Below are 21301 nucleotides of genomic sequence, written 5' to 3'. Positions count from 1 at the left end.
ATAATGCTTGTATTGTGCCCTCTAGGTGCAATACAAGCTCAAAAACAAAAAGAAGTACCGTCCGAAAAAGATATGAAAGCATATCTGATGATATACTTCAAAGACCCTACTCATGGCCTGTATATGGCTCTGAGCAAAGACGGATACTCATTTACCGATGTAAATAACGGAAAGCCGATCATGGCGGGCGATACCATTGCCACGCAAAAAGGTATCCGCGATCCCTACATTATGCGCGGCCCCGACGGATGGTTTTATCTGGCAATGACCGACCTCCACATCTTTGCTCAAAAAGAAGGCTTCCGCGATACCGAATGGGAACGCGACGGCAAAGAATACGGATGGGGAAACAACCGGGGATTCGTACTGATGAAATCGAAAGACCTGATAAACTGGTCACGGGCAAATCTGCGGGTAGATACAGCATTCGCCGGATTGGAAAATATTGGCTGTGCATGGGCTCCCGAACTGATATATGACGAGGCGAAAGGCAAGATTATGATGTATTTCACCATGCGCTTCGGAACGGATGTAAATAAGCTCTATTATACATATATGAATGATGCATTTACAGGCATGGAAACCCGCCCCGAGGTATTGTTCGAATATAAAGACATTACCTGTATAGATGGCGATATTACCAGAGTAGGCGATAAATATCATCTGTTTTACGTTGCCCACGATGGCACACCGGGTATAAAACAGGCCGTATCGGACAATGTAAATTCGGGATATGCTTACGACCCCGAATGGTACGACCCTGAACCAAAGGCTTGCGAAGCTCCGAATGTATGGAAGCGTATCGGCGAAGACAAATGGGTGCTGATGTACGATGTATATGGAATAGATATTCACAATTTCGGGTTCAGCGAAACATCCGATTTTAAGAACTTTACCAATCTGGGGCATTTCAATGAAGGAGTGATGAAATCGACAAACTTCTCCTCTCCCAAGCACGGTGCGGTGATACACCTTACCCAAAAAGAGGCCGAAGAACTGGCCAAACACTGGGATTTGAAGATGGAATTTTGAGAAAAAAAGATAATTGAGGATACAGCTGTTTATCCCGATCCCCCCTACCCGATTAATACATATTGATAAATATAACATTACATGAAGAAAAATTTTATTTACCTGTCATTATTGTTCACCGCTTTGCTCACTGCATGCGGAGGAAGTAAATCAACAGATCCCCGGGAAACGACAGAACTTCGCAGTCCGGTTATTCCCGGCTATTTTGCCGACCCTTCTATTGTTCAACATGAAGGCAAATTTTATATGTATGCTACGGCTGACCCTTGGGGAGCAGAATTCCTTTCGTGTTGGGTATCGGATGATTTTCAGAATTGGACATTTCATCAGCTAAACTGGCCTACCAAGGCACTGTGCACATCCCCTACATCGAATGAAAATAATGTATGGGCGCCATCGGTCGTAAAGAAAGGAGATACGTTCTACATGTACACATCGGTAGGCTCGGAAGTATGGTGTGGCAAGGCTAAACATCCTCTGGGGCCGTGGGAGAATATGATGGGCGACCAACCGATGCTATCGTTCGACACCACCCGTTTTTACCATGTAATAGATGCCGAAGCCTTCATCGACGATGACGGAAAAGCCTATCTTTACTGGGGTTCGGGCTGGGATTGGATAAACGGGCATTGCTATGCTGCCGAACTGAATGATGATATGCATACGTTCAAAACAGAGCCGAAAGAGGTTACCCCTTCCCATTATTTCGAAGGACCGCTAATGATAAAGCACGATTCGAAATATTATCTCACCTACTCGGAAGGGAAAACCATCGATGAAACTTATGAAGTAAGGTATGCAGTGGGCGACACGCCACTAGGCCCTTTCACCGAAGCAAAGAACAGCCCTGTTCTGAAAACAGCGGACAGCCTCAGTGTATATGGCCCGGGGCATCATACCATCATGTCATTCGAAGGAAAGAATTATATCGTATATCATCGCCATAGCCTTCCATTCAATACGGGAACTGCCCTCCGGCAAATCTGCATCAATGAGCTTGAGTTTGACGGACAGAACGGACAGATAAAGAATATCACGCCATATAGCGTACAGTCTTTTCCTAAACTTTCGCAGAAGGAAGTTGCCTATATCCAGCCTGCATCAGTATCGGCAAGTTCAGAGAAAGAAGGATATACTGCTGTAAAGAATTTGACGGATAACGATTTCAGCACCTTGTGGAAAGCTTCGGAAACAGATGAAAGCGCATGGGTAAAAGCAGATTTCAACCCTGATACTTTCATCAAAACAATGGAGATACGTTTCGAATATCCTTGGAAAGACTATTTCATAAAAGTAGAAAGTTCTGCGGACGGAAATACATGGGAGACCATTGCCGACCATACAGAGAAAGGAATATCAGGTTCGCCGGTAAATATAGATATCAACAAAAAGGCTTCATTTATACGGATCGTATTTACGACTTCCGACAAAGAGCCTGTTCCGGCTATCTGGGATCTGTTCTTTTATTAAAGTTTGATTAAAATACTTTTTGTTTTTTGTCATACTGCCAATAAGAAGCATCTCTGAGAGAAAAATCGAGATCCTTCCCCCCGGTCAGGATGACATGCGATAGTAAATCATGGGCTACTTTTACAATATATCCAAATCAAATATAAACGTACTTTAGAATGAAAAAAGCAAGTATCTATCTCTTAATTATTTTACTCTTTATTCCTGTATTTAAAACAATTGCCAGTGAACCTACATCGGCTTATCTGTTCGCATATGCTACAGATAAAAATTCCAATCACAACGGACTGCACTTCGCATGGAGTGTAGACAAGGAAAACTGGTTTCCGATAGGCCCCGAACACAGTTATGTAAAATGTGACTACGGACGCTGGGGCTCTGAGAAAAAGATGTTCTCTCCGTTCCTCATTCAGTCTCCAGATGGCATGTGGCACTGCGTATGGAGTATGAACGAAAGAGACGGGGCATTTGCCGGCGTTTCATCTCCCGACCTTGTATATTGGGGGCGGCAATCCTACCCTCTGGTTATGGAAAACGGGAATTGCCTTTCACCTGAAATCACTTACGACAATGCGAGTAAGCTTTATACAGTCACTTGGTTAAGCTCAGGCAAGCAAGCCTATGCCGTTACCACGAAAGACTTTAAAGATTACGGTTCTACAAAAAAAGTTACAGGCATTGCCAATCTGCGTGAAACTGCAATTATATCCGGAAAAACTGAAACAGGGACATTACACCAAGTGTCGTGGAAGGTGATTGACGGACTGATAAAAGCGCAGCAATTAGCCGCCTATAAAGGTATATTGAATGCCGAAAATTCAAGCACTGACAAAGAGCGTTTTGCTTCGCTTAAATCGGTGGATGCAACCATTACTGTAGACGCTTCTAAAACGAAAAAGATAAGCGACCTGTTGTTAGGTATGTTTTTTGAAGATATAAACTATGCTGCCGACGGAGGCCTTTATGCAGAGCTTGTTCAGAACAGGGGTTTCGAATACGCATTGAGCGATAAGGAAGGACGCGACAAAAACTGGAACAGCTACAAAGCATGGAGCGTAACCGGTGATCAGGCTGTATTTACAATCGATTCTGTATCCCCTATCCATCCCAATAACAAGTATTATGCAGTGCTTCAGGTTAACCAGATCGGAGCCGGACTGGCAAATGAAGGATTCGATGGTATCGCGGTAAAAGCCGGAGAAAAATATAATTTCTCGGTATTTGCACGCACAGCAGAAGCAAAAAAAGGAAAACTAACTGTACGTCTGACAGATAAGAACGGAAAAGTTTATGGAGAAGCTACCACAAAAGCTATTTCCGGCGACTGGAAAAAATACGATGCTGTAATAACCGTCAGCCGAACTATAGCAGACGCAAGACTGGAGGTTGTACCGCAAATGACGGGTAAAGTGCAACTGGACATGATTTCCCTTTTCCCTCAGAAAACATTCAGAGGACATAAAAACGGATTGCGCGAAGACCTCGCTCAAGTTATTGCCGATATGAATCCTCGTTTTGTGCGCTTTCCCGGTGGTTGTGTGGCACATGGCGACGGATTGGGCAATATATACCATTGGAAGAATACAATAGGTACGCTCGAAAGCCGAAAACCTCAACGGAATCTGTGGGGATACCATCAGACAGCTGGATTGGGATATTTCGAATACTTCCAGTTCTGTGAGGATTTGGGTGCAGAGCCTGTTCCTGTAGTTGCGGCAGGCGTACCGTGCCAGAATTCGGCGCATCATGGTTGCTCTCTGGGTGGGCAACAAGGCGGAATACCGATGAGCGAAATGGGAAGTTATATACAGGATGTGCTAGACCTGATAGAATGGGCTAATGGCGATGTTAACACCACATGGGGTAAAAAACGCGCCGAAGCGGGTCATCCCAAACCATTCAACCTGAAATATATCGGGATAGGAAACGAAGACATTATTTCTGACATTTTCGAGGAACGTTTCACGATGATATTCAATGCTGTAAAAGAAAAATATCCGGAAATAACGGTGATAGGCACAGTGGGGCCTTTCTATGAGGGAACAGATTATGTGGAAGGCTGGGGTATCGCCGATAAGTTACAGGTACCGATGGTAGACGAGCATTATTACAATCCACCGGGATGGTATATCCACAATCAGGATTTTTATGACAAATATGACCGTTCGAAGTCGAAAGTATATCTGGGCGAATATGCCGCTCACCTTCCGGGCAGGCCGAATAATGTGGAAACAGCTTTGGCGGAAGCCCTTCATCTGGCTAACGTGGAACGTAACGGAGACGTAGTAACAATGACTTCTTATGCGCCATTGCTGGCAAAAGAAGGACATACACAATGGAATCCCGATCTGATATATTTCAACAATACAGAAGTGAAACCGACTGTGGGTTATTATGTACAGAAACTCTACGGACAGCATGCCGGAGATGAATACCTGACCAGTAAGATGGAACTTTCAGACAATCGGGATGACGTGCAAAAACGCATTGCAAAATCGATCGTGCGCGATAGCAAGACCGGAGATGTGATAGTCAAACTGGTGAATATGCTGCCTGTAGAAGTAAATACAAAATTAGACTTGACAGGCATCAGTATTACAAATCCGGTGGCTTCAAGAACTTTGCTTACAGGCACTCCTGACGACAAATCGGCAAAGCCTGTATCGGATAGTTTCAATGTGGGTGATAGCTGCAAATTACCGGCTTATTCATTTACTGTATTAAGGTTTAAGACAAATTAAAAAGTTTATCTATATAGAACCCGTCCAACCTCCCCGTCTGGGAGGCTACAAAGAGGGTATAGAAAATAAAAAAGGTAACAATATAAAAAGTATGCAGAGGCGTTACTTTTACATACGCTACGCTCCTGTGACCGTTGGTTGTTACCTTTTTGAGAAAATGATGAAAAACGGGCAGGCACAAGACCTGCCCCTACATGATAAAAAAGTAACAACGAGAAATATGCAAATTGTGTTACATCTGTTACCTTTTAACAACACAATATAAACAGAGGTTAAATAAATAAAGGTTACAGGACACATATTGTTAAAACAAGAGGGAGATGAAAAAATAGAGGTGTTACTTTTTTGAATTGATCGTTGATAATGAATCGGGAAAAGCTAAAAGAATTATTAATTGTTCATTCTTAATTATTAATTGCATTTGTGTTACATCTGTTACTTTTTAACAATATACAGCAAACAAAAGTTAATTCAATACGGATTCCCAGAAATATTTAGCTAAAGTATAAATGGTAAAAAAATTGAACATATGAAAAGTATTCTGATCTATCTCGGCCTATTTTCTATCTCGGCTTTTGCATCAGCACAAAAGAGTGTGGTGATGACTAAAACTATGAAGAGTGAAATTCTGGGTACAGAAAAGGAGTATACTATTTATTTACCCCACGATTATGATAATTCAGATAAAAAGTATCCGGTATTGTACCTTTTGCACGGAGCATGGGGAAATAGTCACTCTTGGGTAGAAAAGGGCAATATAGAAGAGATTACAAACAAAAGTACCGGGGCAAGCGAAGCACTTGCAATGATCATTGTAATGCCTGATGCGCGGGGAATAGACGAAGACTTCGGAGGCAAGAATATGGGATATTTCAATGTCCCCGACTGGAGATACGAAGATTATTTTTTTGAGGAACTGATACCCTATATCGACGAGAATTACAGAACGATTGCCAATAAAAACAATAGGGCTGTCGCTGGCCTTTCGATGGGAGGCGGAGGCGCCATTGCCTATGCGCAACGACATCCTTCGTTCTTTTCTTCGGCCGTTTCGTTAAGCGGGTGCGTCGGATACTGCTCCAGCGAGAATGCCCGTAAAATAGATATTGACTTTGATAAGTCTCTGGGAGAAACCGATCCTACGCTTTTCGTACAGAATATTACAGATGAACAAACAGCTGAATTGAAAACCATTAAATGGTATGTAGACTGCGGAGACGATGATTATCTCTATGACGGTAATATCGCACTATACAAAGCAATGCGGGAAAAAGGGATTCCACTGGAGTATAGAATGAAGGACGGCGGACACACATGGAGTTACTGGCAAGACTCCCTTCCGGCTGTTTTATTATTCTGCTCTATTAATTTTTTGAGAAATTGAAATTTGAAACATACGATAAGAAATGAAAAAAATAGTACTTAGTTTATTTATTGCATTTTTGTGTACCAGCCATACAATTGCGCAAATCTCAACGAAAATTGAATGTTTCGATTTGAGTGATGTAAGATTACTGGATAGTCCATTCAAGCATGCGGAAGACCTGGATAAACAATACCTGCAGGAGCTGAAAGCTGACAGGCTCCTCTCCCCCTTCCTGCGCGAATCGGGACTGACACCGAAAGCCGAAAGCTATACCAACTGGGAAAATACCGGACTGGACGGGCATATCGGAGGTCATTATCTCTCGGCATTATCATTGATGTATGCATCGACGGGCGACAAACAGATAAAAAAGCGACTCGACTATATGGTTAGCGAACTTAAACACTGTCAGGATGCAAACGGCAACGGCTATATAGGAGGCGTTCCGGGAGGAAAAGCAATCTGGGAAGAAGTAGCAAACGGAAATATCAGAGCCGGAGGTTTTGACCTTAACGGCAAATGGGTTCCATTGTACAATATCCATAAGACCTATGCCGGGCTGCGTGATGCTTACCTCTATGCAAATAACGATATGGCAAAGGAGATGCTGATAAAAATGACCGACTGGGCTATCAATCTGGTCTCGAAACTATCGGAAGAACAAATACAGGATATGCTTCGCAGTGAACATGGCGGACTGAATGAGACATTTGCCGATGTAGCCGCGATAACAGGCGATAAGAAATACCTGAAACTGGCACATCAGTTTTCACATCAACTGGTGCTTAATCCTCTGCTCAACCACGAAGACAAACTGACCGGGATGCATGCCAATACACAGATACCGAAGGTACTTGGATTTAAACGCATAGCCGATGTAGAAGGTAACGAATCATGGTCGGAAGCTTCGCGTTTTTTCTGGGAAACAGTTGTAGAACGTCGTTCGGTAAGTATCGGAGGCAACAGCGTGGGAGAACATTTCAACCCTACGAATGATTTTTCGAGAGTGATAAAGAGTATCGAAGGTCCTGAAACATGTAATACATACAATATGTTGCGCCTGTCGAAAATGCTTTATCAAACGTCGCAGGATGAGAAGTATATGGACTATTACGAAAGGGCATTATACAACCATATCCTTTCTACCCAGAATCCCGAACAGGGCGGATTTGTTTACTTCACCCAGATGCGTCCGGGGCACTACCGGGTATATTCCCAGCCCCAGACAAGTTTCTGGTGCTGTGTGGGTTCGGGGATAGAAAACCATGCCAAGTACGGAGAAATGATTTATGCCCATACAGACAATGAATTGTATGTGAATCTATTCATTCCTTCGAGATTAAATTGGAAAGAGAAAAAGGTTGAAGTGATACAGGAAAATGCATTTCCCGATGAAGCTAAGACCCAACTGACCATCAACTCTGAAAAGACAACTGCTTTCACCTTAAAGCTACGCTATCCGGCATGGGTAGAAAAGGGTGCTGTGAGAGTGACTGTCAATGGTAAAGATTATCCTGTATCGCAAGATCCGGCAAGTTATATATCTATCGACCGCAAATGGAAAAAGGGAGATAAGGTAGTAATGGAAATGCCTATGCGGATAACAGTAGAGCAATTGCCTGACAAATCGAACTATTACTCTATCTTCTACGGCCCGATAACCCTTGCCGCAAAAACAGGAACAGAGGATATGACAGGATTATATGCCGACGACAGCCGAGGCGGACACATTGCCCACGGCAAACAAATACCGATGAAAGATATGCCGATTATCGTAAGTGATCCGGAAAGAATAGCCTCATTAGTAAAACCCGTACAGGGAAAGCCTTTGACATTCCATCTATCGGGACTATATCCTGAGAAATATGCGGCAGGGCTGGAACTTATACCGTTCTTCCGCTTGCATGAGTCGCGCTATATCATCTACTGGCCACAGGCAACAGCTGAAGGCGTGAAAGAGATACAGCAGAAAATAGAAGACGAGGAGAGGGAAAGAATCAAGTTGGATGGTATCACAGCCGACAAGGTAGTCTGCGGAGAACAACAACCTGAATCAGATCATTTTATACAATCAGACAAGTCGAATACAGGCTTTATCGATGATATACACTGGCGCGAAGCAAAGGGCTGGTTCAGTTATCAGTTGAAGAATGCGGGTAAGAATGCCAATCACCTGTATCTGAAATATTTTGACCGTGACCAGAACCGTAATTTCGATGTCTTGATTAATGATCAGAAAGTAGCTTCAATGAGCCTGAAAGGTGATGGAGGAGATAGCTTATTTACTTCTACATACCCTGTTCCCGAAAGCGAAAAAGGTAAAGAAATACTCGAAGTGAAAATAGTGGCTGTACCAAATAGTGTGACAACCAAGATAGCAGAAGTGAGGATATTATCGGAGGATTATAAACACTGAAAATAAACGATGAGGCTGTATATAGAGTCATTCTGAATGTAATGAAGAATCCCGACCACCGAAAAACGAGATGTTTCACTCCGTTCAACATGACAAAGAGATAATAAAAATTACTCTATACACAGCCTCATCATTTATCCTTATTGCTTTACAATTCGCATGGAATAGAACGAACGGTAAATAAAGACTAATGCCACGGCAAGGAATACCAATCCAACCCATTTGCAATAGTCGGGAATCTCAATCGCAATCTCAACTGCCAGCAATCCGAATAATGTTGAGAATTTTATAATAGGATTCAACGCAACAGACGATGTATCTTTATACGGGTCACCGACAGTGTCGCCAACTACTGTAGCAGCATGCAGGTCGGTATTACGCTCTTTTAATTCTACTTCTACAATTTTCTTGGCATTATCCCATGCACCGCCTGCATTTGCCATATAGATGGCCTGAAATAAGCCGAATACAGCAATGGAGATAAGGTATGCTACAAAGAAGTTAGGGTCGATAAAGGCAAATGCCATCGTGATGAATAGCAGGGCTAGGAAGATATTCCACATTCCCACCTGAGCATACTGGGTACAGATCTTTACCACTGCCTTAGAATCCTCTATATCAGCCTCTTCCTTATTCAGATTGATATGCTTCTTGATATACTCTACTGCACGGTATGCACCCGTAGTAACAGCCTGCATAGAAGCGCCGGAGAACCAGTAAACAACGGAACCTCCGCAGATGAACCCCAGCAGTACAGGAGCAGCTATAAGATCAATGTTGAGCAATCCGAGTTTTTCCAGTACCAGAATAATTGAGAATATCATGGTAGTAGCACCTATCACGGCAGTACCGATAAGTACAGGTTTAGCCGTAGCCTTAAATGTATTACCAGCCGAATCATTCTCTTCCAGATACTCTTTCCCCTTTTCGAAATCAGGTTCGAAGCCAAAGTCTTTCTTTACTTCTGCCGATATGTTGGGTAAATGTTCTATACGGGAGAGTTCGAATACTGACTGTGCATTATCCGTTACAGGTCCATAGCTATCTACAGCAATAGTAACCGGCCCCATTCCCAGCAAGCCGAAAGCTACCAGACCGAAGGCAAAGATAGAAGGGTGAGACATTATACTTCCCAGTTCCTGAGTAGAGATAAAGTAAGCGACAGCCATCAGCAATGCTATTGTAAGCCCTTTCCAGAATGCGCTGAAATTACCGGCTACCATACCCGAAAGGATATTCAAAGATGCTCCTCCTTCGCGTGAAGCGGTAACCACCTCTTTTACATGGCGGGACGATGAACTGGTAAAAGCCTTTGTAAGTTCAGGGATCACAGCAGCGGCAAATGTACCGCAACTGATAATAGAAGCTAGTTTCCACCACAAGCCATCAGGCATTTCTTTCAGTAAGAAGTAGCTGGCAATATATGTTGCCGCAATAGATACGACAGATGTAATCCATATAAGGGCGGTAAGAGGTATTTCGAAGTCGAACTTGGTTAAGTTCTTATATTTAGCAGTAGCAATCCCCTGATTGATATAGTAAGACAGGATGGACGTAAATAACATCATCAGACGCATAACGAATATCCAAACTATAAAGGCCGCCTGATATTCGACATTCAATACTGCCAATATGATAAATGAGATCAGAGCAACTCCTGTCACACCGTATGTTTCGAAACCATCGGCTGTAGGGCCTACACTATCGCCGGCATTATCTCCTGTACAATCCGCTATTACACCGGGATTACGGGGATCGTCTTCCTTTATATTGAATACGATCTTCATCAGGTCGGCTCCGATATCGGCTATCTTGGTAAAGATTCCTCCTGCTATGCGGAGTGCCGATGCACCCAAGGATTCACCGATAGCGAATCCGAGTAAACAGGCTCCGGCCATATCTCCGGGAACAAACAAGAGGATAACAAGCATCATTATCAACTCTACGGTAATAAGCATCACTCCTACACTCATTCCTGCTTTCAGGGGGATATTCACTACATCCCAGGGACGTTTGCGTAATGATGCGAATGCTGTGCGGGAATTAGCCAACGTATTGATGCGGATGCCATACCATGCTACACCATACGAGCCGAGAATACCCAATATTGTCCAAAAGAGGACAAAAGCAAGGAATGTAGCTCTGCCGACTTCTCCCTTTGCTACGATTTCGGGATTAGACAAAAATCCGAAGTAGATAAGCATTACTGCCGAGATAATCAGCAATAGATAGAAGAGAAACTTACCCTGCTGCAACAGGTAGGTTTTGCAAGTTTCAAAGATAGTCTTCGATACATTGAGCATCGATTGATGTGCAGGTAACTTCTTAATGTTGAAATACTGCACCAAGCCAAATGCAATGCCGAGTAACAGAATTAAAAGGCCCCAAAGCAGGAGGTTATAACCACTTCCTAAATCAGGGACTTTTAAGTCTGCTTCACTAGCCATCAGGCTCACCGGAAATAAAATGAGTGATAGGATTAAAAGTTTCTTCATGCGTATTAATTTTTGATTAATGTTCAGTATTATCAGATTGTTAACAATTGCAACAAAATTATGATAAAACAGATACTATCGACTATATATAGTGATATACTTACTTTGTTTTATGATTTTATCGCTCTTGTGATTAAAGTTAACGTAGCAAATATAGTATAATTATTAACAAATATTATATCCGGGCATATTTTTATCGAAATAGTTCGAAACATAATTCGCTGGTTTCGTAAAAAAATGAAATAACTGATATGGAATGATTATTATGATATCTTTATTAGTTCAATAAATATATAAATACAATGTACTCCGCCAGACGAGGGAATCCCGGCATCTACTTCTGCAAGTATATATTATTTGTTGAATTAAAAACAGATAGAGAGGAAAAATTGTTCTGATCAAAGCTTTTTATTCATCACGTAATCTTCCATAAGGAAACCATTACCAATGTCTATATCTTCGCTTTTAATCACTTCAAAACCCAAACGCTTGTAGAAATCAATGGCTTTATTAAAGCGGTTTACATTCAATGACAATTCAGCATTGCCATATTCCTTTGCTATCCTCACGACAGCATCAATAAAGAAACGTCCTACCCCTTTTCCTTGCAAAGAAGGAAGGACGTATATCTTATGAATTTTTGTTATATCAGCATCCTTATAATCGAATTCATAAGAAACATAGCCTAGATACTCTCCATTCTCTTCAGCCAAAAGATAGTGATGTCCCAACATCTCTATTTGTTCTTCCAATGCTGAAGTACTGTACATCATATCCATCATGTATCTGATCTGGTCGGATGTAAGAATATTTGCGAATGTAGGAGGCCATATCCTGTCGGCAAGCGACTGGATAATAAAAAAATGATCTTTCGACGCTTCTATGATTTTCATTAATCTTCCAATGTAAAGGATTTCATCCCGATACGACTTCCATCTGCAAATATATCAACCCGATAGGTACCCGGCATCAGGTATTCTTCGACATTCCAATACATGGTTACTCCAACTTCTTCGCCGCCATATTCAATGATCTTCTTTATCGAGTAATTAATATCCCTGTTTTCGTATGGAAAAACATTTGTTCGACTTTTAGTCAGGACATCATTATCCGGTTTCATTATCCGCAGGTAAATTGTCCGTTCACCTGGTTCGGCGGTTATATTCTTGGTAACAGTAAAGTTTATTATCAGTTGTTCTACTTTATTAATCTTTTTCTGCACCTTACCTTTACTATTAGTTGCTTGCACACTGATACCTGTAGCATCAAGTTTGGCCGCCAAAGTAACTTTTTCAGTCAGATTTTGCTTTTGTTGCGACACTTCATTCAATGTACGTGTAGCTTCCTGATATTTATTGGTTATTTCGCTTTTCTCTTTTCTTAAACGCTCGTTAGCCTGATTCAAAGAGTCGATCTGAACAATATATGACTTCAGTATTTTGCGCAAACTGGCCAATTCATTGTTCAATCTTGATATTTCAGCCTTATTATCGGCTTTTACAGTCTTCAACTCTTCCAGCAAGCGCTGTACTTTAGCCTGCTCGTTAGTCAATTTCTGTAGTAAAGAATCGTTTTTGATATTCAGCTTAAAGCCTTCATATTGCATGGTAAGATTCTCATACTCATCTTCCAGTTGCTGTTTATTTAGACTACTCTCCTCCTGCAACTCACTTATCTGAGTCTTCTGACTGAATATATAATAACCAGCTATACCCATTGCTACAAGTAGCAGGATTATTACAATTAATAGTATCTTAGAATTGTTCTTTTGTTCTGTGCTCATAATTATGTTAAAATATTAAGCGACTACAAATATAGATGTTTTCAGCATATTGAGCAAAAGGATAAATGGCTTTCGCTTTTTTTAATAATTCCCAATATTTTTGACGACCAAAATCTTCTTTATATCAGAATAAGCATGTACATTTGTTAGTCTTTTATGACATGACACCTATAATATATAGGATATGCTTGACTATTTGAAATCTTGGAATCAATTTATTAATTTATTATAAAAGAAATATTATGTCTAAAGTAACAGTTGTAGGTGCCGGAAATGTGGGTGCTACATGTGCAAATGTACTTGCATTTAACGAAGTGGCAGATGAAGTAATAATGCTGGATGTAAAAGAAGGCGTTTCGGAAGGTAAAGCAATAGATATGAACCAGACAGCCCAACTTTTGGGCTTCGACACTCGTATCAAGGGCGTAACTAATGATTATGCAGCTACAGCCAATTCAGATGTTGTAGTTATAACTTCGGGTATACCACGTAAACCGGGTATGACCAGAGAAGAACTTATTGGAGTAAATGCCGGTATTGTAAAAAGTGTTGCTGAAAACATCCTGAAATATTCACCAAATGCCATCCTTGTTATCATTTCCAACCCAATGGATACAATGACATATCTGGCTTCTAAAGTTACAGGCCTGCCTAAAAACCGTGTTATCGGTATGGGTGGCGCATTAGACAGTTCCCGTTTCAAATTCTACCTGAGCGAAGCCTTGGGCTGTAATCCTAATGAAGTGGAAGGTATGGTAATCGGAGGTCATGGTGACACTACAATGATTCCTGTTACGCGTCTGGCCACATACAAAGGCATTCCGGTTTCAGAATTCCTGTCTAAGGAAGTTCTGGATAAAGTAGTGGCTGATACAATGGTCGGTGGTGCAACATTAACCGGTTTGTTAGGTACTTCTGCATGGTATGCACCGGGAGCAGCAGGAGCATATGTTGTGGAATCTATCATTCACGACCAAAAGAAAGTAATCCCTTGTTGTGTTACATTAGAAGGTGAATATGGTCAAAATGATATATGCATAGGTGTTCCGGTAGTTTTAGGAAAGAACGGTTGGGAGAAAATTATTGATCTGAAACTGACTGCTGATGAAAAAGAGAAATTCGAAGCTTCAGCTGCCGCTGTTCACAAAACAAATGTTGTTTTGAAAGAAATCAACGCGATTTAACAAATCATATAAATTAAAATTGTAGAGGGCATGTATCCGGCTTGGGTACATGCTTTCTTTTTATATATGATACACATAAAGGTTTTTTGATTAGAAATATTTTTTATTTATAAATAACTTTCATACTTTTGTAAACGATTTTTAGTCATTTTAAGAGAAATTGTATATGTTACAGTCTTTTTATTTTGAATAAAATGAATTACTTAAAGACAAATAAAATATAAGCCCAGATTATATTTTAACACAGAAGGATTTGGGTAAAAGTGATTTTCTAGATTTAGAAAATGGTATTGGAAACCTATATGGATATAGGTAGTATATATTGGGGCAGTGCAATATAGAATGTTGAATAGGAATATATCCTTAGTAACATAATGGAATACAACACCACATTAATGAAATCATTTAAACTTAAAACGTTTAATAAAAAAGCTTTAACGATCAGTACACTATTGATACTTTCAGTTTTTTTATCAGCCATTATCTACTTTTCTAATACTCTGATTGATAATGGTATTGACTCGCTCCTCATAATTGCGATTCCGGTTTTTATATTATCGGTTATCCTTTTATTGAAAAAAGCTTTCGTTAAAACATTTACGGTTAATATTTCCAATGCGAACCTGTCTGTCATTCATGAAGATAAAGTGGTTTATTCTACCCTCTTAAATGAGATCGTGATGTTTAAATACGTCCGGAAAGAAAATACTGATACTTTACTGTTTTTTGCAACAAACAATCAGCAAGCAACATTTAGCATAGAATGTACGGATCAACGCAAACGGTTTAGGAAAATAGTAGATACTTTAAATAACTACGGAAATTATACTGTAAACATCCAAAGTGATGAAATCAGTACTCTATGGACTGATTACATAAACAAAGATATTGTTGCAAAAGAAGTTGTGATAAGGAAAAAAGCGATGCAATATTATCGTCAGGTGCCGTTACACCAGTTCTCGAATTAAATTGTAACTCTATCCATAAAATAAAAAGGCTGAATTTAAAAAAATTCAGCCTTTTTATTTAGATTAACTATCCTTAGTTATTCTCAGGTCTCAGCTTTCTTACTACTGCACCTGTACGCCACATTTCACTTTCGCGAAGAGCTTTCAGTTCTTCTTCCAGTTTTTCGCGGTAATCAGGTTTCGAGTTAGTATCGATTGAGCGTTGAGCTTCATTTCCGCAAGCCACTTCTCTGTATAATTTTTCAAAGACAGGTTTTGACGCATCGTGGAATGGTCCCATCCAGTCCAGTGCACCGCGCTGAGCTGTAGTAGAACAGTTTGCATACATCCAGTCCATACCTTTTTCGGCAAATAGAGGCATCAATGATTGAGTAAGTTCTTCTACAGTTTCGTTAAATGCTTCAGACGGAGAGTGTCCGTTTTCGCGCAAGACTTCATATTGAGCAAGCAAAATACCTTGAATAGCACCCATCAATGTTCCACGCTCGCCAGTAAGGTCAGAATATACTTCACGCTTGAAATCTGTCTCGAACAAATATCCCGAACCAACTCCGATACCAAGAGCGATTACGCGTTCTTTAGCACGGCCTGTTGCATCCTGGAATATTGCATAGCTTGAGTTCAATCCACGGCCTTCAAGGAACATGCGGCGAAGGCTTGTTCCCGAACCTTTAGGAGCTACAAGAATAACATCCACATCGGCAGGAGGAATAATGCCAGTACGCTCTTTGTATGTGATACCAAATCCGTGAGAGAAATACAAAGCCTTACCCGCTGTCAGATATGGTTTCAGGCGAGGCCATACTTCTATCTGTGCAGCATCTGACAACAGATATTGGATTATCGTGCCTTTTTCAGCAGCTTCTTCTATATCGAATAAAGTTTCGCCCGGAACCCAACCGTCAGCTACTGCTTTATCCCAAGTTTTACCGCCTTTGCGTTGACCAATGATTACATTGAACCCATTGTCGCGAAGATTCAATGCTTGCCCCGGACCTTGTACACCGTAACCGATAACTGCGATGGTTTCATTTTTTAATACTTCTCTTGCTTTTTCCAATGGAAATTCATCGCGGGTGGCTACTTGCTCTACAACGCCGCCAAAATTCATTTCTGCCATTTTTGTTTTTGTTTAATTAATTAAAGAACTTATTATTTATTATAATTATTATGTTATTAATCCCAAGTGATTCTCGTTGAACAGACCGTCATATCTCCGTCTTTCATTTCAAGTACAAATATATTATCTTTCTCAGTTCGCTTAAGAATATCGAGTTTTGTTCCATAACGGCCTTCCGAAATATAGTTTATCTCTATACGGCGAATTTCTTTTTCTCTGAACATGTCAATATCAAATACATCTACAAAATGCTCAATATATTTCATGCTATTAAGATGCTTATTGATATCTACATCGCTATATTTAACGACAAAGTTAGTGGCAACCTCATAATCATCTTTCAATGCTGGTATTTTAGTCATTCCCTCTATCGGATTTTCCTTTTCGGTAATATAATCGGACAATCCCTCCAATTCCAAAACATTCGTCGGTTTGCGAGTCACCAGATCAATAGATGCCCAAAGCGATTTTGCAAAGCCGATCTCCCTTCCTTGTTCATCCTCAAATGAGAAATGCCGTTCGGTAAATAGTCTGTTAACACTGGCCACCCATGTTTTGAGCACCATTACCGTATCGTTTTTCGGATATTCAAATACTTCAATTGCTATACGGGAAAGCACCCAAACCCGTTGCTGGGATGTCATTGCTGAATAGCCGAATCCACGTTCTTCTGCATGCTTTGTGGCTGCTTGAAGCATAAATCCGCCGATCATCGGCAATGTAGCTTTTCCTCTGAAATCTGTTAAGTACGCATCAATACCGAATTCGTATCGGCCAATAGGAGTCATCATGTTATAAGTATATGAGTTAGTATTAAGTTAATAACGATTTGTAAAAATACTCAAATCTGTTAACAACTCATTACTTATCTACTTCGTATTTTTTATCCAGTTCGGCCAACATATCACTAAGCCGCTCTATTTTGGATTTGGTGATCGCCACTCGTCCTGAACGAATAAACTGTAATACTCCTATTGTCTTGCTCAATTCTTCAAACAAATCCTGCGTTTCCTGATAATGTCCGGTTTTCTCCAAAACCACACTATTTTCATTGATATCGAGAATACGCGCATTGTATCTCCTGATAAGACCTTCTACCGACTCTATTTTCAAAAAATCGGGAGTGGAAAGTTTGTAAAGAGCGATCTCCTGATGTATCAGCTCATCATTCGTATTATAATACGATTTCAGAACATCGACACGTTTATCGACTTGCAGAACGACCTTCTTTATCATCTCCTCGTCGCAAAAAACAGTGATCGTAAACTTGTGTATCCCTTTCAATGCTGAAGGCGATACAGAAAGAGTTTCTATATTCAGCTGGCGACGGGTAAATACACTGGTTACCTGACTGAGCAGCCCGACTGTATTTTCCGAAAAAATGGTTACTGTATATAATGTTTTATCTTGCATAATTTTTAATTTGAAAATTTTAGAATTAACATATTTGCAAACATTCAAATTTGCTAATTAATTATTCATTTCCCAATAATATATTTGTTACACATGTACCGGCCGGAACCATCGGATATACCATTCCTTTTGCCTCTACCTGCACATCCAGCAAATAAGAACCTTTGCTGCTCAGCATGTCCGCTATAGCTTTATCCAACTCTTCTCTTGTATCCACCTTTTTAGCCGGAATATTATATGCCTCAGCTATTTTCACAAAATCAGGATTTTTCATTACTGTTTCGGAATACCGTTCGTCAAAGAAAAGTTCCTGCCATTGGCGTACCATTCCCAAAAAGTGATTATTCAAAATTACGATTTTGACGTCAATGCCAGTTTGCATAATAGTACCTAGTTCCTGGATAGTCATTTGTATACCTCCATCGCCCACGAATAAACATACTGTACGGTCAGGTGCACCGTATTTAGCTCCGATAGCTGCCGGAAGCCCAAATCCCATTGTTCCCAGTCCGCCGGAAGTAACCACGCTACGGCTACGGTTGTATTTGAAATAGCGAACACCCATCATCTGGTGTTGCCCTACATCTGTAACAAGCACAGCATCGTTATTCGTAGCTTCCGATACTTTATTTATAACTTCTCCCATCTTCAGTTTTCCTGATTCGGGATGTAGTTCATCTTTGATAACAAAGTTATATTCCTCATCGTCGCAAGCCCGGAATTCAGCCAGCCATTCAGGAAATTGATTTCCTTTAAGTTTCTCTGTAACTTTGGGTAAAGAGTCTTTTACATCGCCTAATACACGCGCAGTTACAGTCACATTTTTATTTATTTCTGCCTTATCTATATCGAAATGTATAATCTTTGCCTGTTTGGCATATGTCTTCAAATCTCCGGTTACACGGTCGTCAAAACGCATACCAATGGCAATCAACACATCACACTCATTCGTCTTGCGGTTAGGCCCAATGTTGCCATGCATACCCAACATTCCTACATGTTGCGGATGATCGGATGGTATGGCCGAAAGGCCTAATACAGTGGATGCTGCCGGAACACCTGATTTTTCAAGAAAAGCAAGTAATTCTTTTTCTGCATTTCCCAAAATAACGCCTTGTCCAACCAGAGCCAAAGGTTTTTTTGCATCATTTATTATTTGCGCTGCTGCTTCTATTTCAGCGTCTTTAACATCAGGCTTTGGCTGATAGCTGCGTATAAATGCTTCTTCTTCATATGTGTAATTATCCACCTTTCCAAACTGGGCATCTTTGGTTATATCAAGTACAACCGGGCCGGGCCGACCGGTAGAAGCTATATAAAACGCCCTGGCAACCGCCCATGCCATATCTTCGGGACGGCGTATCTGATACGACCATTTCGAAATAGGCTGGGTAATGCCCACAACATCGGCTTCCTGAAAGGCATCACTACCCAAAAGGGAAGAAACAACCTGACCGGATATCACAATCATAGGCGTACTGTCGAGCATAGCATCGGCTATACCTGTAACTGCGTTCGTGGCACCGGGACCGGATGTCACAAGAGCCACTCCAACTTTGCCCGACGTGCGTGCATAGCCTTGCGCTGCGTGCGTTGCGCCCTGTTCGTGACGAACAAGGATATGATTAATCTCTTTTTTGAAATCGTATAAACAATCGAATACGGGCATAATAGCACCTCCCGGATATCCGAATATAGTATCTACCCCTTCATTTATCAAGGAACGGATAAGGGCTTCACTTCCTGTTATTTGCTTATTCATGATTATATATAATGCTTATAGAACTTTTATAATATATTTTACTTCAGTATTATTTTTCTTCATTTCGGCCAGATGTAGGGGAAGATTATCAAAATTATCGACAGATTGTTGTCTTAGCTTCAACGTTCCGTTCCCTATCTTATCCAGCAATATCTCTCCATCTTGCATAAGTTCGGCAATCTGCTTGCGCGAACCGTGTCTGTGAATGGCTCCCAGCGCTATCTCGTGCAACGATATGCATGTTGTAAATGCTGATAGCGGAGCCTTTTCGACTCGGTCTTGTATAGCAATCAGATGCCCATAATATCCGAGTAGCGGGGAAAGACTAGCTGCATGACTCCCATTTACGGTATCGAAAACCGCATCGAATAAATTGCCTTGTAGAGTACTTATCATTTTATCTTTCCAGTCGGTATCTTTATAATCTATAGCTTCTCTCACTCCCATTTCCTGAAATTCGGTATGATGCTTTGTTCCTGCTGTCACATATACACGGGCTCCTGTATGGAGTAATAATTGTGTAAGAAAATATCCCACAGAGCCACCTGCTCCACTTACCAATACATTACGGTTTTTCATATCCGGCACTTTACGAAAGGCCTGCCAAGCCGTTAATGATGGACATGGGAAAGAAGCTGCTGCAAAATCGCTGACTTTATCGGGGATATGCATAAGTGCATAACCGGGTACAATTGTATGTGTGCTAAAACTGCCATCCTTTGATAAATCGGTATGATAGCAAACCCGTGCTCCAACTCGTATATGAGTCATACGACCACCCACTGCAAGAACTATACCTGCCGCGTCTACTCCGGGAACGAACCCTGCCGACCACTGAGGATACCCATACTCTATGAGTTTCCAATCCACAGGGTTGAGACCGATGACAGTATTCCGAACCAGAACCTCATCATCACCTAACTCCCCTATTCTTTTTTCTTTAAGAATAAGATCTGTAGGTTTACCCTGCTGTTGCCAGCACCACGATTTTGCTATAATATCCATATTGTATATTCTTAATAGTCATAAACAGCCAGATAGTCATACAGAAACATCGTTCCTATCACTATAGCAATGAAGACTGCACCTACAATCCACGGGCCTATAGCAGACACACCACCCTCCTTTTCCACATAATCTAACTGATCTCCTGTATTAGCATACATCTCTTTGGCCTGCCTTACTGTTCGCTCTGCCTTTTTGAAGTAAAAGGTATTAGCATATAAACCTATAATTATCGCCCATATAAAGTTTGTAACCCTGTCTATTGAAGGATCATCTATTCCAAGAGCGAATATCATAATGCATTCTATAACGACCATAATACCTACCAGTGCAGCTATTTCTACATACATCTTTCGATATGCCAACCAGAAAAATCCCAAAAAGAAAGCATATGCATTAAACACTGTAGCTCTTCCCGCTAACATTTTTTCATAGCGCTCTTCATAATAATCGGGATCCTTACCAAAAAAAGTTCTGTAATACAACTTATCATCGATAATATCGTCCAATAATGAATTTTCCTGCCGGTCGTTTAGCATATCAGTA

General features: G+C 40.9%; 15 protein-coding genes and 1 pseudogene. 7 read left to right on the top strand and 9 right to left on the bottom strand.

All coding sequences use genetic code 11. From position 1 onward, the window contains the following. Nucleotides 1-54: 54 nt before the first annotated feature. The 5 genes and pseudogenes from QZL88_RS19115 to QZL88_RS19095 all read left to right on the top strand — a co-directional run. Nucleotides 55-1032, top strand: a pseudogene (locus tag QZL88_RS19115) (glycoside hydrolase family 43 protein); the annotation flags it as partial. 81 nt (nt 1033-1113) lie between these two features. Then, nucleotides 1114-2502, top strand: a complete 1389-nt coding sequence (locus QZL88_RS19110; RefSeq protein WP_296944058.1) for a family 43 glycosylhydrolase — start codon at nt 1114-1116, stop codon at nt 2500-2502. 158 nt (nt 2503-2660) lie between these two features. Further along, nucleotides 2661-5243 carry an alpha-L-arabinofuranosidase C-terminal domain-containing protein gene (locus QZL88_RS19105; RefSeq protein ID WP_296944055.1) on the top strand — a complete coding sequence of 861 codons (2583 nt, stop codon included), beginning with the start codon at nt 2661-2663 and terminating at the stop codon, nt 5241-5243. A gap of 529 nt (nt 5244-5772) precedes the next feature. Beyond that, nucleotides 5773-6627, top strand: coding sequence for an alpha/beta hydrolase family protein (locus QZL88_RS19100; RefSeq protein ID WP_296944053.1), 855 nt, complete (start codon nt 5773-5775; stop codon nt 6625-6627). Between the two features lie 22 nt (nt 6628-6649). After that, nucleotides 6650-9025: a glycoside hydrolase family 127 protein gene (locus QZL88_RS19095; protein WP_296944051.1), complete on the top strand. Its 2376-nt coding sequence runs from the start codon at nt 6650-6652 to the stop codon at nt 9023-9025. A gap of 140 nt (nt 9026-9165) precedes the next feature. Here QZL88_RS19095 and QZL88_RS19090 read toward each other — a convergent pair whose 3' ends face one another. From QZL88_RS19090 to QZL88_RS19080, 3 genes are all read right to left on the bottom strand, one after another. After that, the gene (locus QZL88_RS19090; RefSeq protein ID WP_296944049.1) at nt 9166-11520 is read right to left on the bottom strand and encodes a sodium-translocating pyrophosphatase; all 2355 of its coding nucleotides are present in this window, start codon (nt 11518-11520) and stop codon (nt 9166-9168) included. Between the two features lie 398 nt (nt 11521-11918). Then, on the bottom strand, nt 11919-12413 hold the full coding sequence (locus QZL88_RS19085; protein WP_296944047.1) for a GNAT family N-acetyltransferase: 495 nt from the start codon (nt 12411-12413) through the stop codon (nt 11919-11921). Then, on the bottom strand, nt 12413-13303 hold the full coding sequence (locus tag QZL88_RS19080; protein WP_296944044.1) for a hypothetical protein: 891 nt from the start codon (nt 13301-13303) through the stop codon (nt 12413-12415). The genes QZL88_RS19085 and QZL88_RS19080 overlap by 1 nt, the downstream gene beginning before the upstream one ends. A 242-nt stretch (nt 13304-13545) precedes the next feature. On the opposite strand from QZL88_RS19080, the gene mdh reads away from it, so the two are divergent. Continuing rightward, entirely contained in the window at nt 13546-14487 is a 942-nt protein-coding gene (gene mdh / locus QZL88_RS19075) for a malate dehydrogenase (RefSeq protein ID WP_296944042.1), read from the top strand. A gap of 395 nt (nt 14488-14882) precedes the next feature. Further along, entirely contained in the window at nt 14883-15455 is a 573-nt protein-coding gene (locus QZL88_RS19070; RefSeq protein WP_296944040.1) for a hypothetical protein, read from the top strand. Nucleotides 15456-15528: 73 nt separating this feature from the next. Here QZL88_RS19070 and ilvC read toward each other — a convergent pair whose 3' ends face one another. The 6 genes from ilvC to QZL88_RS19040 form a co-directional block, all read right to left on the bottom strand. Next, nucleotides 15529-16575 carry a ketol-acid reductoisomerase gene (gene ilvC, locus QZL88_RS19065; protein WP_296944037.1) on the bottom strand — a complete coding sequence of 349 codons (1047 nt, stop codon included), beginning with the start codon at nt 16573-16575 and terminating at the stop codon, nt 15529-15531. A 56-nt stretch (nt 16576-16631) separates the two neighbouring features. Then, entirely contained in the window at nt 16632-17366 is a 735-nt protein-coding gene (locus tag QZL88_RS19060) for an acyl-ACP thioesterase domain-containing protein (protein ID WP_296944034.1), read from the bottom strand. A 70-nt stretch (nt 17367-17436) separates the two neighbouring features. Then, the gene (ilvN, locus tag QZL88_RS19055) at nt 17437-17988 is read right to left on the bottom strand and encodes an acetolactate synthase small subunit (RefSeq protein WP_006797813.1); all 552 of its coding nucleotides are present in this window, start codon (nt 17986-17988) and stop codon (nt 17437-17439) included. 61 nt (nt 17989-18049) lie between these two features. Beyond that, nucleotides 18050-19750: a biosynthetic-type acetolactate synthase large subunit gene (gene ilvB, locus QZL88_RS19050; RefSeq protein ID WP_296944030.1), complete on the bottom strand. Its 1701-nt coding sequence runs from the start codon at nt 19748-19750 to the stop codon at nt 18050-18052. A 15-nt stretch (nt 19751-19765) separates the two neighbouring features. Next, on the bottom strand, nt 19766-20755 hold the full coding sequence (locus tag QZL88_RS19045) for a zinc-binding dehydrogenase (protein ID WP_296944029.1): 990 nt from the start codon (nt 20753-20755) through the stop codon (nt 19766-19768). 11 nt (nt 20756-20766) lie between these two features. Then, the gene (locus QZL88_RS19040; RefSeq protein WP_296944026.1) at nt 20767-21294 is read right to left on the bottom strand and encodes a DUF2628 domain-containing protein; all 528 of its coding nucleotides are present in this window, start codon (nt 21292-21294) and stop codon (nt 20767-20769) included. Nucleotides 21295-21301 lie beyond the last annotated feature (7 nt).

The sequence above is a fragment of the uncultured Dysgonomonas sp. genome (assembly GCF_900079725.1).
GTDB lineage: Bacteria > Bacteroidota > Bacteroidia > Bacteroidales > Dysgonomonadaceae > Dysgonomonas.
The sequence above is the reverse complement of the archived record's forward strand: the minus strand, read 5'-3'. Positions and strand labels throughout refer to the sequence as shown.